At 72.1% G+C, this 12,357-nt stretch carries 12 protein-coding genes; 4 read left to right on the top strand and 8 right to left on the bottom strand.

All coding sequences use genetic code 11. The features are described from left to right. Window positions 1–339 precede the first annotated feature (339 nt). A complete protein-coding gene (locus FBY22_RS42205; RefSeq protein WP_142154021.1) occupies window positions 340–1,398 on the bottom strand; it encodes an aspartate-semialdehyde dehydrogenase in 1,059 nt (352 codons plus the stop codon). Next, window positions 1,398–2,669 (bottom strand): aspartate kinase, encoded by a 1,272-nt coding sequence (locus tag FBY22_RS42200; protein WP_142154020.1) that lies wholly within the window; start codon window positions 2,667–2,669, stop codon window positions 1,398–1,400. The genes FBY22_RS42205 and FBY22_RS42200 overlap by 1 nt, the downstream gene beginning before the upstream one ends. A 194-nt stretch (window positions 2,670–2,863) precedes the next feature. Here FBY22_RS42200 and FBY22_RS42195 point away from each other — a divergent pair, with 194 nt between their 5' ends. Beyond that, complete coding sequence (locus FBY22_RS42195; RefSeq protein ID WP_260845390.1) at window positions 2,864–3,583, top strand: sulfite exporter TauE/SafE family protein; 720 nt, start codon at window positions 2,864–2,866, stop codon at window positions 3,581–3,583. 45 nt (window positions 3,584–3,628) lie between these two features. Beyond that, on the top strand, window positions 3,629–4,489 hold the full coding sequence (locus FBY22_RS42190) for a PhzF family phenazine biosynthesis protein (RefSeq protein WP_142154018.1): 861 nt from the start codon (window positions 3,629–3,631) through the stop codon (window positions 4,487–4,489). On the opposite strand, the gene FBY22_RS42185 is transcribed toward FBY22_RS42190, so the two are convergent. The 3 genes from FBY22_RS42185 to FBY22_RS42175 form a co-directional block, all read right to left on the bottom strand. Continuing rightward, complete coding sequence (locus FBY22_RS42185) at window positions 4,476–5,132, bottom strand: DUF5063 domain-containing protein (RefSeq protein ID WP_142154016.1); 657 nt, start codon at window positions 5,130–5,132, stop codon at window positions 4,476–4,478. The genes FBY22_RS42190 and FBY22_RS42185 overlap by 14 nt on opposite strands. Next, window positions 5,125–5,724, bottom strand: a complete 600-nt coding sequence (gene recR, locus FBY22_RS42180; RefSeq protein ID WP_055536881.1) for a recombination mediator RecR — start codon at window positions 5,722–5,724, stop codon at window positions 5,125–5,127. Before recR ends, FBY22_RS42185 begins: the two co-directional genes overlap by 8 nt. Before the next feature lie 77 nt (window positions 5,725–5,801). Then, window positions 5,802–6,146, bottom strand: coding sequence for a YbaB/EbfC family nucleoid-associated protein (locus tag FBY22_RS42175; protein ID WP_142154677.1), 345 nt, complete (start codon window positions 6,144–6,146; stop codon window positions 5,802–5,804). Between the two features lie 273 nt (window positions 6,147–6,419). On the opposite strand from FBY22_RS42175, the gene FBY22_RS42170 reads away from it, so the two are divergent. Continuing rightward, window positions 6,420–7,169 (top strand): SLATT domain-containing protein, encoded by a 750-nt coding sequence (locus tag FBY22_RS42170; protein WP_142154013.1) that lies wholly within the window; start codon window positions 6,420–6,422, stop codon window positions 7,167–7,169. 426 nt (window positions 7,170–7,595) lie between these two features. Here the strand turns inward: FBY22_RS42170 and FBY22_RS42165 are convergent, their stop codons facing one another. The 3 genes from FBY22_RS42165 to FBY22_RS42155 form a co-directional block, all read right to left on the bottom strand. Beyond that, entirely contained in the window at window positions 7,596–9,608 is a 2,013-nt protein-coding gene (locus tag FBY22_RS42165; protein WP_142154011.1) for a serine/threonine-protein kinase, read from the bottom strand. A gap of 82 nt (window positions 9,609–9,690) precedes the next feature. Further along, window positions 9,691–10,149: a MarR family winged helix-turn-helix transcriptional regulator gene (locus FBY22_RS42160; RefSeq protein ID WP_142154009.1), complete on the bottom strand. Its 459-nt coding sequence runs from the start codon at window positions 10,147–10,149 to the stop codon at window positions 9,691–9,693. Beyond that, on the bottom strand, window positions 10,146–10,751 hold the full coding sequence (locus FBY22_RS42155) for a type 1 glutamine amidotransferase family protein (protein WP_142154008.1): 606 nt from the start codon (window positions 10,749–10,751) through the stop codon (window positions 10,146–10,148). Before FBY22_RS42155 ends, FBY22_RS42160 begins: the two co-directional genes overlap by 4 nt. Before the next feature lie 138 nt (window positions 10,752–10,889). On the opposite strand from FBY22_RS42155, the gene FBY22_RS42150 reads away from it, so the two are divergent. Then, window positions 10,890–12,245 (top strand): aspartate aminotransferase family protein, encoded by a 1,356-nt coding sequence (locus FBY22_RS42150; protein WP_142154006.1) that lies wholly within the window; start codon window positions 10,890–10,892, stop codon window positions 12,243–12,245. Window positions 12,246–12,357 lie beyond the last annotated feature (112 nt).

Raw genomic sequence — 12,357 nt, 5'->3', positions numbered from 1 at the left:
TGACCGGCCGTCTCGCGTCAGGCAGCACAACCGACCGTGCGTCAAACGCCCTCATGCCTACCCGCTCTTCCCCTATGTCCTGAATGATCGAGATGTCCCCACACCTCGTACCGCGTCCCCGCCGGCTCCCGGAGGCGCTCGGCCACCTGAAGGACGTTCGGCCCCCTGAAGGGCGTTCGCAAAGACGCTCCCCGCCCTTCGCGCGGTTGCGGAAGGACGGGGAGGAAAATCTTCGGACGCCGACGGGGTCCACAGCAAGTGGTCCGGACCATGGACCGGCTCACACTTCGTTCACAGATCATACAAACCGCCCCGGACCCACCGCCGGGGCGTCTCGTGTCACACCCGCTCGGCGGCCACCAGCTCGGCGATCTGGGCGGTGTTGAGGGCCGCGCCCTTGCGCAGGTTGTCGCCGCAGACGAACAGTTCGAGCGCGGTCGGATCGTCGAGCGCGCGCCGCACCCGGCCCACCCAGGTCGGGTCGGTGCCCACCACGTCGGCGGGCGTCGGGAACTCCCCGGCGGCCGGATCGTCGAAGAGCACGACGCCCGGCGCGGTGGCCAGGATCTCGCGGGCGCCGTCCACGGTGACCTCGCCCTCGAAGCGGGCGTGGACGGTCAGGGAGTGCGTGGTGACGACCGGGACCCGTACGCAGGTGACCGCCACGGGAAGGTGGGGCAGCCCGAGGATCTTGCGGGTCTCGTCCCGCACCTTCATCTCCTCCGACGACCAGCCGTCCTCGCGCAACGACCCGGCCCACGGTACGACGTTCAGCGCGACCGGCTCCGGGAACGGCCCGGTGTCGTCGCCGACGGCCCGCCTGAGGTCACCGGGGTGCGTCCCCAGCTCCGTGCCGGCCACCAGCGCCAGCTGCCGGCGGAGCGTCTCGACACCGGCGCGGCCGGCTCCGCTCACCGCCTGGTACGAGGACACCACCAGCTCGCGCAGCCCGAACTCGGCGTGCAGCGCGCCGAGCGCCACGATCATCGACAGGGTCGTGCAGTTGGGGTTGGCGATGATCCCGCGCGGCCGGCGGCGGGCGCAGTGCGGATTGACCTCGGGGACGACCAGCGGGACCTCGGGGTCCATCCGGAAGGCGCCCGAGTTGTCCACCACGACCGCGCCCCGGGCGGCGGCCAGCGGCGCCCACCGCTCGGCGACCTCGTCGGGCACGTCGAACATGGCGACGTCGACCCCGTCGAAGGCCTCCTCGGTCAGCGCCACCACCTCGACCTGCTCGCCGCGCACGGCCAGCTTGCGGCCGGCCGAGCGCGGCGAGGCGATCAGACGGATCTCGCCCCAGATGTCCGCGTGCTGGGACAGGATCTGAAGCATGACCGTGCCGACGGCACCGGTCGCTCCCACGACCGCGAGCGTCGGCCGTCCGGTCCCAGACATCAGCGTCCGGTGCCCCCGTAGACGACGGCCTCGTCGCTGTCGGAGTCCAGGCCGAAGGCGGTGTGCACGGCGCGCACGGCGTCGTTGACGTCGTCGGCACGGGTGACGACCGAGATACGGATCTCGGAGGTCGAGATCAGCTCGATGTTGACGCCCGCGTCGGACAGCGCCTCGAAGAAGGCCGCGGTGACGCCCGGGTTGGTCTTCATGCCGGCGCCGACGAGGGAGATCTTGCCGATCTGGTCGTCGTAGCGCAGCGAGTCGAAGCCGATGCCGACCTTCGCCTTCTCCAGGGCGTCGATGGCCTTGCGGCCCTCGGTCTTGGGAAGGGTGAAGGAGATGTCGGTCAGCCCGGTGGACGCGGCCGACACGTTCTGCACCACCATGTCGATGTTGATCTCGGCGTCGGCGATGGCCCGGAAGATGACCGCGGCCTCGCCCGGCTTGTCCGGCACGCCGACGACCGTCACCTTGGCCTCGGAGGTGTCGTGCGCGACACCGGAGATGATGGCCTGCTCCACCTTCTGGTCCCCAATCGGCTCACTGCTGACCCAGGTGCCCTGCAGTCCGCTGAAGCTGGACCGGACGTGGATCGGGATGTCGTAGCGTCGGGCGTACTCCACGCAGCGGTGGAGCAGCACCTTGGAGCCGGACGAGGCCAGCTCCAGCATGTCCTCGAAGGAGATCCAGTCGATCTTCTTCGCCTTCTTCACCACACGCGGGTCGGCGGTGAACACGCCGTCGACGTCGGTGTAGATCTCGCACACCTCGGCGTCGAGGGCCGCGGCCAGCGCGACCGCCGTGGTGTCGGAGCCACCACGACCGAGGGTCGTGATGTCCTTCTTGTCGGCGCTGACGCCCTGGAAACCGGCGACGATGGCGATGTTGCCCTCGTCGAGCGCGGTGCGGATGCGCCCCGGCGTCACGTCGATGATGCGGGCTTTGTTGTGGACGGAGTCGGTGATGACGCCCGCCTGGCTGCCGGTGAAGCTCTGGGCCTCGTGGCCCAGGTTTTTGATCGCCATGGCCAGCAGTGCCATGGAGATCCGCTCTCCGGCGGTCAGCAGCATGTCGAACTCCCGCCCGGCAGGCATGGGAGAAACCTGCTCGGCGAGATCGATCAGCTCGTCCGTCGTGTCGCCCATCGCGGAAACGACGACAACCACCTGGTTGCCGTTCTTCTTCGCTTCCACGATCCGCTTGGCGACGCGCTTGATGCCTTCGGCATCGGCTACGGAGGAGCCTCCGTACTTCTGCACGACAAGGCCCACGTGCGCTCCTCGCTCAGTCCGTATATGTCGGCTCAGTTTAACGAGCGTCCGAAAATCCCCTCCGCGATACCGCATCGTGAGATCTCGTCCCGCTCGCGTTCCGGACAGCACCTGCCCCTCGAACGTCCGCGCCACTCCGAAAGTGCCCCGGGTCACAATGACGGCTGAGCTCGCAATTCACGGGGAGTGGTCGCGTGGGCACGGACGTACTGCTGGCGGGGATCGTGCTGCTCGGCTCGTCGGTGCAGTGGCTGACCGGCATGGGCTTCGCGCTGGTCGCCGTACCCGCGCTGGTGCTGCTGCTGGGGCCGGTGAACGGGGTGGTCCTGGCCAACTGCGCCGCCGGCGCCATCAGCGTCGTCGGACTCGCGGGCGGCTGGCGGCGGGTACGGGCCGCCGCGATGGTCCCGCTGTGCCTGGCCGCGGCCTGCACGGTCCCGGCGGGAGCCTGGCTGACCCGGCAACTCCCGGCGCCCGTCCTGCTGCTGGTGATGGGCGGCCTGGTGACCGTCGCCGTGCTGCTGGTGATGCGGGGTGCGCGGGTGGCCGCGCTGCGCGGGACGAGGGGGGCGGTCGCCGCCGGTGCCGTCGGCGGGTTCATGAACTCGGCGGCGGGCGTCGGCGGCCCGCCGATCTCCCTGTACGCGCTCAACGCGGGCTGGACGGTACGGGAGTTCGTGCCGAACGCGCAGTTCTACGGGGTGGTGGTGAACGCCTTCTCGGTGGCCGCGAACGGGGCGCCGCGGCTGGCCGGCGCACAGTGGACGGCGGTGGTCTGCGCGATGACGGCCGGCGCGCTCATCGGCAGGTCGCTCACGGAGCGCATACCCGAGAAGCGGGCCCGACTGCTGGTGCTGACGCTCGCGCTGACCGGCGGGGTGACGGCCGTGGGGAAGGGACTGTGGGGTCTGTGAACCCTCCCGCCTTTCGCCGTACGGCAGTTCGGATACCGTCGGCGGATGGAGATTCTGCGATACGTGGCGTTCAGCACCGACCCCGCGGGAGGCAACCCGGCGGGTGTCGTGCTCGATGCCACCGGCGTCGACGACGCGACGATGCTGGCGGCCGCGGCCGAGGTCGGCTACTCGGAGACGGCGTTCCTGGTGCCGTCCCAGGACGGCACCATGGACGTGCGGTACTTCAGCCCGCTCGCCGAGGTGTCGTTCTGCGGTCACGCGACGATCGCGACGGCGGTCGCGCACGCGGAGCGGCACGGCACCGGACGGCTGCTGCTGCGGACGAAGGCGGGCCCGGTCACGGTCACCACCGACCGCACGGCCGACGGCACGCTGGTGGCGACCCTGGTGAGCGTCGCCCCGCGTTCGGTGCCGGTCCCGGAGGCCGACCTGGCCGAGTTGCTGGCCATCCTCGGCTGGGACGCCGAGGACCTGGACCCGGAGCTCCCGCCGCGCATGGCCTTCGCCGGCGCCTGGCATCCGATCCTCGCCGCCACCGACCGCGAGCGGCTGGCCGAACTGCGCTACGACATGGACGCGCTCGCCGCCCTCATGGACCGTGGCGGCTGGACCACCGTCGACCTGGTCTGGCGGGAGTCACCCACGGTCTTCCACGCCCGCAACCCGTTCCCGCCCGGCGGTGTCGTCGAGGACCCGGCGACCGGTGCGGCGGCGGCCGCTCTCGGCGGCTACCTCCGCGAGCTGGAGCTGGTGGCGACGCCCGCGACGGTGACCGTCCACCAGGGCGCGGACATGGGCCGGCCGAGCACGATCACCGTGACGGTACCGGCGGAGCCGGGCACGGGCATCGGCGTGGCCGGCGCCGCCGTAACCCTCGGGCCGACGGGGACTAGCCCCGCTTGATGCCCAGCGGCCCGGCGATCTCCTCCGCCATCACCTTGCCCGCCTCGAACTCCAGGGTCTCGTCGCCCATGCTCTGGTCCGTGTCCAGGCCGTCCAGCTCCTCCAGGGGCTGGTTGAGCCGGACGTGGATGAGGACGGACTGCAGGGCGCGCAGGGCGGCGGAGGCCGTGGAGCCCCAGTTGGAGAAGTAGGAGAACTGCCACCACCACAGGGCCTCCGTGACACGGCCGGCGCGGTAGTGGGCCATGCCGTGGCGCAGGTCGGTGATGACGTCGGCGATGTCGTCGGAGAGCCGGGCCGGTACCGGGGCCTTGCGGGGCTCGTAGGGGTCGAAGACCTCGGAGTAGACGTCCACCGGGTCCAGCAGGCGGGCGAGGTTCTCGCGGAGCTCGTCCACGTCGGCGTCCGGGCCCGTGTCCGGCTCGTAGCGCTCGTCGGGGACGATGTCCTCGTGCGCGCCGAGACGGCCGCCGGCCAGCAGCAGCTGGGAGACCTCCAGCAGCAGGAAGGGAACGGCCGAGCCGGGCTCGTCGCCCTTGGCCACCTCGGTGACGGCCACCAGGAAGCTCTCCACCTGGTCCGCGATCTGGACGGCGAAGTCGTCCGGGTCCTGCGTCGCGTCGTGCAGCGTGGCGTCAGACATCTAGGAGTCGTCTCCCCTCGAAGGCGCGACCGAGGGTCACCTCGTCCGCGTATTCCAGGTCGCCACCCACCGGGAGGCCGCTGGCCAGGCGGGTGACCTTGAGGCCCATGGGTTTGATCATTCGGGCGAGGTACGTCGCCGTGGCCTCGCCCTCCAGATTCGGGTCCGTGGCCAGGATCAGTTCCGTGACCGTACCGTCGGCCAACCGCGCGAGAAGTTCTCGGATACGCAGGTCGTCGGGACCCACGCCCTCGATGGGGCTGATGGCCCCGCCCAGGACGTGGTAGCGGCCGCGGAACTCGCGGGTGCGCTCGATCGCGACCACGTCCTTCGGCTCCTCCACCACACAGATGACGGAGGGGTCGCGGCGGGTGTCGCGGCAGATGTTGCACAGCTCCTCCTGCGCGACGTTGCCGCACGTCGCGCAGAAGCGGACCTTCGCCTTGACCTCCATCAGAGCCTGGGCGAGACGCCGTACGTCCGTCGGCTCCGCCTGCAGGATGTGGAAGGCGATCCGCTGGGCGCTCTTGGGACCGACGCCGGGCAGCCGTCCCAGCTCGTCGATGAGGTCCTGGACCACGCCTTCGTACAACGGACTGCCCTTCCTGGAGTCTTTCAGGTTCGTACGGTAGTTGCCCGAGGCCCCGCTTAGAAAGGCGGTGCCGGCTCCTAGAACGGCAGGCCCGGGATGCCGCTGCCGCCGCCGAGGCCCTGGGCCAGCGGGCCGAGCTTCTGCTGCTGCAGGGTCTGCGCGTTCTCGTTGGCGGCCTGGACCGCCGCGACGATCAGGTCGGCGAGGGTCTCGGTGTCCTCCGGGTCCACCGCCTTCGGGTCGATCTTCAGCGAGCGCAGCTCGCCGGAGCCGGTGACGGTGGCCTGCACCAGGCCGCCGCCCGCCTGCCCGTCGACCTCGGTCTGCGCCAGTTCCTCCTGCGCCCGCTGCAGGTCCTGCTGCATCTTCTGGGCCTGCTGGAGCAGCTGCTGCATGTTGGGCTGGCCACCACCGGGAATCACGATCAGCTCCTGGTTTCGTCGTTTCATCCGTTGTGCTTCATCCGTTGTGCACGAGCCTACGTGTTCCGCGCAGCCATCGCCCCGCCACTCTTTCGAGTGAGATCGCCGCGACTCCCATACCTGATCAAGGCCCCCTTGCGAGCGGAAAAGAGACGAAAGGCGGGCCTTCGCCACCCATTGGGCGGTAGGAAGGGTCCCGCGTCGTCATCCAATGTCACGCAATGTGAGCGGTCGGCGTCGGTTCGGGATCAGTGGATCAGTAGGGAGTGCCGGGTGGGTCAGCCGGAGATGCAGCCCGAGGGTCCGCCTCAGGACGGGCGCGGCGAGGGCGCGGCCGGACTGCGGCCGGGCGATCTGGCCGGGCGGTCGTTCCCGCTCGGGGACTGGAGCGAGCCGGCCGAGCGGCTGTACGAGCTGTACCGGTGGGTGGAGCGCGGGGCGATGGAGACGGCGGCCTGGTACCTCGCCGACCGGGTGTGGAAGCGGCGCGGCGCGCGGGCGCTGCGGGCCGGGACGGCGGCGGGGGCGGTCACCGGGGCCGCGCTGCCGCTGCTCGACCTCACCGGGGTCCTCAGCGGGGCCGCCACCTGGGGGTATCTGGCACTGCTGCTGGCGGTGGCCTGCGTGGCCGTGGACCGGTTCTTCGGGGTGACGTCCGGGTGGATAAGGGACGTGGCCACGGCGCAGGCGGTGACGCGACGACTGCAGGCACTGCAGTTCGAGTGGGCGTCGGAGAGCGTGCGCGAGGTCCTCGGGCCCACCGAGGGGACCGCCGGGGAGGCCGCCGAGCGGTGTCTGGCGGTGCTGCGGCGGTTCTCGGAGGACGTGACGGAGCTGGTGCGGACGGAGACGGCCGACTGGATGGTGGAGTTCCGCACGGGGTCGGCGCCGATGGGAATCCAGTCGGTGGCCGCGGGCGGCGTACGGCAGGAGCCAGGGAGCGCGCAGGGGCGGTTGCCGCTGCCGCCCGGCGCGAACTCCCGCCCGAACATGCCCCGCCAGCGGCCGCCGGAGCCGCGGTGAGGGTTGCGGGGCGGGGGTGCCGAGTCGCCGTGGGGGTGCGGGGCGGTTTGCGGCTGCGGGTGGGGGCCCGTTCGCGGCTGCGGGTGGCGGGTGGCTGCTCGCGCAGTTCCCCGCGCCCCTGAGGCGTGTAGGTGCCCGGAGTGCCGAGAGGGGCCGGCGAGGGTGCCTAATCGCCGTGGGGGCGTGGGACCGTTCGCGTCTGCGGGTGGCGGGTGGCCGGGCGCGCCGTTCCCCGCGCCCCTGCGGGCGTGCGGGTGCCCGGAATGCCGGGAGAGGCCGGCGAGGGTGCCTGGTCGCCGTGGGGGCGTGGGACCGTTCGCCGCTGCGGGTGGCGGGTGGCCGGGCGCGCCGTTCCCCGCGCCCCTGAGGCGTGTAGGTGCCCGGAGTGCCGAGAGGGGCCGCGCCCCTGGGGGCGTGTAGGTGCCCTCAGTCCTTGGTGTACTTCAGCTTCTCCCCGTTGGTGGTGTTCACGCGCTCCAGGCTGCCGTTGGGCAGCAGGCTGATCTCGGTGGGGTCGCCCGGCTTGCAGTAGCCGGAGTCGCCGACCGTGACGACGGAGGGGCCGAGCTCCAGCGGGCCGTTGCCGCCCGGGGCCTGGGTCAACTCGGCCTGGAACACGCAGTGGTAGCTGCCGCTGGAGGTGGGGCCGTCGGCGACGAGGGAGAGGACGTTGTCACCGACCTTGCCTTGCCGGATGGTGATCCGGCGGGTGTTCTCGCCGTCCGCGTTGGTGATCGTGGCGCTCCAGCTGCCGAGGTACGCGGCGGGCACCGCGCCGTCGGAGGGCGCGGACGTGGTCGGTGAGGCCGACGTGGGCTGCTGCGTGGTCGGTCCGGGGGTCGTGGGCGCGCTCGTGGACGGCCCCGGCCCGGGCTTGTCGTCGGCCTTGTCGTCGCCGCCGCCGTTCATGATGGCGTACACCGAGCCGCCGGCCCCGAGCGCGACGACGAGGGCGACGGCGACCAGCACCGCCGTGGAGCGGCCGCTTCTGCGGGGCGCCTCCTGGGGGACGGTGGTCATCGGGCCGGTGTAGGGGCCGGGCCCGTAGGGCGGGGTGGAGCCGAGGGCGCCGTGGGGGCCGGGCTGGTGGGGGTAACCGTAGGCGGGAGGCTGTTGCTGGGGATACCCGTATCCGGCGGGCTGCTGCTGCGGGTAGCCGTATCGGGGTGGCTGTTGCTGCGGGTACCCGTACCCCGCCTGCTGCTGAGCACCGCCTGTGCCGGACTGTGCCTGCGGCTGCGGCTGTTGGGGATGGCCGTGGGCGGAGTGGCTCTGTGGCTGCGGGGTGGGCGGGGGCGTCGGGGCGGACCGGCCCGCGACCTGCGTCGGCAGGTGGTTCAGCGGCGCGCCGCCGGCCGGCTGTCCCGGCGGTGGCGGCCCGGCGGGCGTGTCGTCGCCGGTGGGGGCGTGCTCGGGCGGAACCTCGGGCGCCGCCTTGTCGAGGGACGGTACCGGGGACGGTGCCGAGGACGGGTCGACGGCCGTGGCGGCCGAGGCCCAGGCCCCCTCCCCCGTCCGCTCCGGGTCCTCCGTGTCCAGCAACCGCACCGCGTGCCGGCCGAGTTGGGCCACCAGGGCGCTGGGCAGCCACGGGTCCTTGGAGCGCCCGCCCAGCACGGTGTCCTCGGCACCCGTGCGCTCCAGGACCTGGTCCAGGCTCGGCCGGGCGGCGGGGTCCTTCTTCAGGCAGTCCCGTACGAGGTCGGCGATGCCCTCGGGCACGCCCTCCAGGTCCGGTTCCTCCTGGGCGATGCGGAACATCAGGGCGTGCACGCCGCTGTTGGCGGTGCCGAAGGGCAGGGCGCCGGTGGCGGCGTAGGCCAGGACGGAGCCGAGGCAGAAGACGTCGCAGGCGGGCGTGATCCGGTCGCCGCGCACCTGCTCGGGCGCCATGAAACCGGGCGACCCGACGAGCGCGCCGGTCCGGGTGAGCCCCCCGTCGGTCACGGTCTCCAGCGCCCGGGCGATCCCGAAGTCGATGACCCGCGGGCCGTCGATCGTCACCAGCACGTTGGAAGGCTTGAGGTCCCGGTGCACGATCCCGGCGGCGTGGATGTCCTTCAGGGCGTGCGCGAGCCCGGCGGCGAGGATGCGGACCGACCGCTCGGGCAGCGCCCCGTGGTCGTGCCCGACGACCTGCTGCAGGCTCGGCCCGGCGACGTACCCGGTGGCGACCCAGGGCACGGCGGCCTCGGTGTCGGCGTCCAGCACGGGTGCCGTCCAGTACCCGCCGACCTGCCGCGCGGCCTGCACCTCCTGCCGGAAGCGGGCCCGGAACTCCTCCTGCGCGGCCAGTTCCCGGCGCACCAGCTTGACGGCGACGGTACGGCCGCGGTCCGACCGCGCGAGATACACGAACCCCATCCCGCCCGCGCCCAACCGCGCCAGCGGCCGGTATGCCCCGATCCGTCGCGGATCGCCGGCCCCGAGCTTCTCCATCCCCGGCCCCCCGAAATCCCCCGATACCTGTGGAACGTGCCCACGATAGTGCGGGGCGGGGGCCCGATGGCCGGAGCGGTGTCTACGGTTCCGTAACAGGGGGGTCGAGCTTTTCGAGCACGTCGGCCAGCCGCTCCAGGATGCCCACCGCCTCGGCGAGTTCGGCCTCCCCGAAGGCCTCCGCCAGCCGGTCGGCGAAGGCGGCGTGCCCGGGGCCGATGCGCCCTACCGCCGCGTGCCCCTCTTCGGTCGGCGCGAGGAGCTTGGCGCGGCGGTGGGCGGGGTTGGGCCGGTACTCGGCGAGCCCGCGCTCCACCAGCAGGTCGGCGATGCGCTGCACGCTCTGCCGGGTGATGCCCATGACCCGGGCGATCCCGGCGACGGACAGCGGCTCCGCCAGCACCGCGCCGAGCACCTGCCACCGGGCGGCGGTGAGCCCGGCCGGCCCGGCCAGCTCCTCGGCGACGGCGAGGAACTGCCCGTTGAGCCGAAACACACCGAGCGCGCCGCGGCTGAGCAGTTCCTGCCGCTCCCGGCTCACTTCGCGGCCGCCTTCTCCAGCACGGCGTACGCCTCGGCGTCGGAGTCGTGGAACAGCCGGTACCAGGCGTCCAGCACCTCCCCCTCGTACACCCCGAGCAGCCGGAGGACCTCCCGCGCGAACGCGACGGGTTCGGTGGGTCCGGCGGTGATCAGGTTCCCGTCGGTGACGGCGTCGGCGTCGACGTAGTGCCCGCCGCCCGCGTATCCGGTCGCGGCGAGGTAGAAGGAGACCGCGCCGGTGTGGGCCCGCTCGTCGAGCAGGCCCTCCCGGGCGAGCCCCGCGGTGGCCCCGCAGATCGCGGCGACGGGCGTGCCGGCGTCGAGGAACTCCCGTGCCTTGCGGGCGAAGGGCGCCAGCCGGTCGCCGGAGTCCCACAGATCGGCGCCGGGCAGGATCAGCAGCTCACTGTCCTCGGGGCGTACGTCGTCCAGGACGAGGTCGGGTTCGACGCGCAGCCCGCCGATGCTCCGGACGGGCGCCGCGGACGCGCCCACCGTCCGGACCCGGTACCCGGCCCGGGCGAGATACGCCGTCGCGTACCCCGTCTCCCAGTCGGCGAGGGTGTCGTACACAGCCAGATGCACGGACTTGGAGTTCATGACAGCAGACTGTCGCTACGACAGTATGCTGTCAAGTATCCAGTCGGTGCCGATGTCGACAACCTGTCGCGGAAACCCCCGGACCGCAGACAGGACGCCGATGTCGCGCCCCCCTCGGCGCTGCCTACGCTCGCCCGCATGACCCCTCAGCCGAATCCCCGGGCCGGTGCCGCCGTGAAGGCGGCGGACCGTGCGCACGTCTTCCACTCCTGGTCCGCGCAGGAGCTCATCGACCCGCTCGCCGTCGCCGGCGCGGAGGGGTCGTACTTCTGGGACTACGACGGCAAGCGGTACCTCGACTTCACCAGTGGGCTCGTCTACACCAACATCGGCTACCAGCACCCGAAGGTCGTCGCCGCGATCCAGGAACAGGCCGCCACCCTGTCCACCTTCGCGCCCGCCTTCGCGGTCGAGGCCCGTTCGGAGGCGGCGCGGCTGATCGCCGAGCGGACCCCCGGGGACCTGGACAAGATCTTCTTCACCAACGGCGGCGCGGACGCCGTCGAGCACGCCGTGCGGATGGCCAGGCTGCACACCGGGCGGGCGAAGGTGCTGTCGGCGTACCGGTCGTACCACGGCGGTACGCAGCAGGCCGTCAACATCACCGGTGACCCGCGGCGTTGGGCCTCCGACTCCGCCGCCGCCGGGGTCGTGCACTTCTGGGCGCCGTACCTGTACCGGTCGCGCTTCTACTCCGAGACCGAGGAGCAGGAGGCCGCGCGGGCGCTGGAGCACCTGGAGACGACCATCGCCTTCGAGGGACCGGGCACGGTCGCCGCCATCGTCCTGGAAACCGTGCCGGGCACGGCCGGGATCATGGTGCCGCCGCCCGGATACCTCGCCGGGGTGCGCGAGCTCTGCGACAAGTATGGGATCGTCTTCATCCTCGACGAGGTCATGGCCGGTTTCGGGCGGACCGGTGAGTGGTTCGCCGCCGACCTGTTCGACGTCACCCCCGACCTGATGACCTTCGCCAAGGGCGTCAACAGCGGGTACGTGCCGCTCGGCGGCGTCGCCATCTGCGGCGAGATCGCCGAGACCTTCGGCAAGCGCGCCTACCCCGGCGGCCTCACCTACTCCGGGCATCCGCTCGCCTGCGCCGCCGCCGTCGCGACGATCAACGTCATGGCGGAGGAGGGCGTCGTCGACAACGCACGGCGGCTCGGCGAGAGCGTCGTGGGCCCGGCCCTGCGGGAGCTCGCCGAGCGGCACCCCAGCGTCGGCGAGGTCCGCGGCGTCGGCATGTTCTGGGCGCTGGAGCTGGTGAAGAACCGGGAGACCCGCGAACCGCTGGTGCCCTACAACGCGGCCGGCGAGGCGAACGCCCCGATGGCCGCCTTCGCCGCCGCCGCCAAGCGCCACGGCATCTGGCCCTTCGTGAACATGAACCGCACGCACGTCGTGCCGCCGTGCAACGTGAGCGAGGCCGAACTGAAGGAGGGCTTCGCGGCCCTGGACGCGGCACTGTCCGTGGCCGACGAGTACATGCAGTAGCCGGAACACGGTCGGCACGTACGGGAAGTAGCGGAATCGTGGCCGGCGGGCACCCGGCACACGGATAAACGGGCGAATCCCGAACGCGTAAGGTGGCGTGCTCGTAGGTATG

It is taken from the genome of Streptomyces sp. SLBN-31, assembly GCF_006715395.1.
GTDB lineage: Bacteria > Actinomycetota > Actinomycetes > Streptomycetales > Streptomycetaceae > Streptomyces.
Note: the sequence above shows the minus strand (reverse complement) of the source record. Positions and strands in the feature narration are given on the sequence as shown.

Bases quoted from the DNA above. Each gene is read 5' to 3' on its own strand.
- FBY22_RS42205 (WP_142154021.1), bottom strand. From the start codon at position 1,398: ATGTCTGGGACCGGACGGCCGACGCTCGCGGTCGTGGGAGCGACCGGT.
- FBY22_RS42155 (WP_142154008.1), bottom strand. From the start codon at position 10,751: ATGAACTCCAAGTCCGTGCATCTGGCTGTGTACGACACCCTCGCCGAC.
- FBY22_RS42150 (WP_142154006.1), top strand. From the start codon at position 10,890: ATGACCCCTCAGCCGAATCCCCGGGCCGGTGCCGCCGTGAAGGCGGCG.
- FBY22_RS42165 (WP_142154011.1), bottom strand. From the start codon at position 9,608: ATGGAGAAGCTCGGGGCCGGCGATCCGCGACGGATCGGGGCATACCGG.
- FBY22_RS42185 (WP_142154016.1), bottom strand. From the start codon at position 5,132: ATGTCTGACGCCACGCTGCACGACGCGACGCAGGACCCGGACGACTTC.
- FBY22_RS42190 (WP_142154018.1), top strand. From the start codon at position 3,629: ATGGAGATTCTGCGATACGTGGCGTTCAGCACCGACCCCGCGGGAGGC.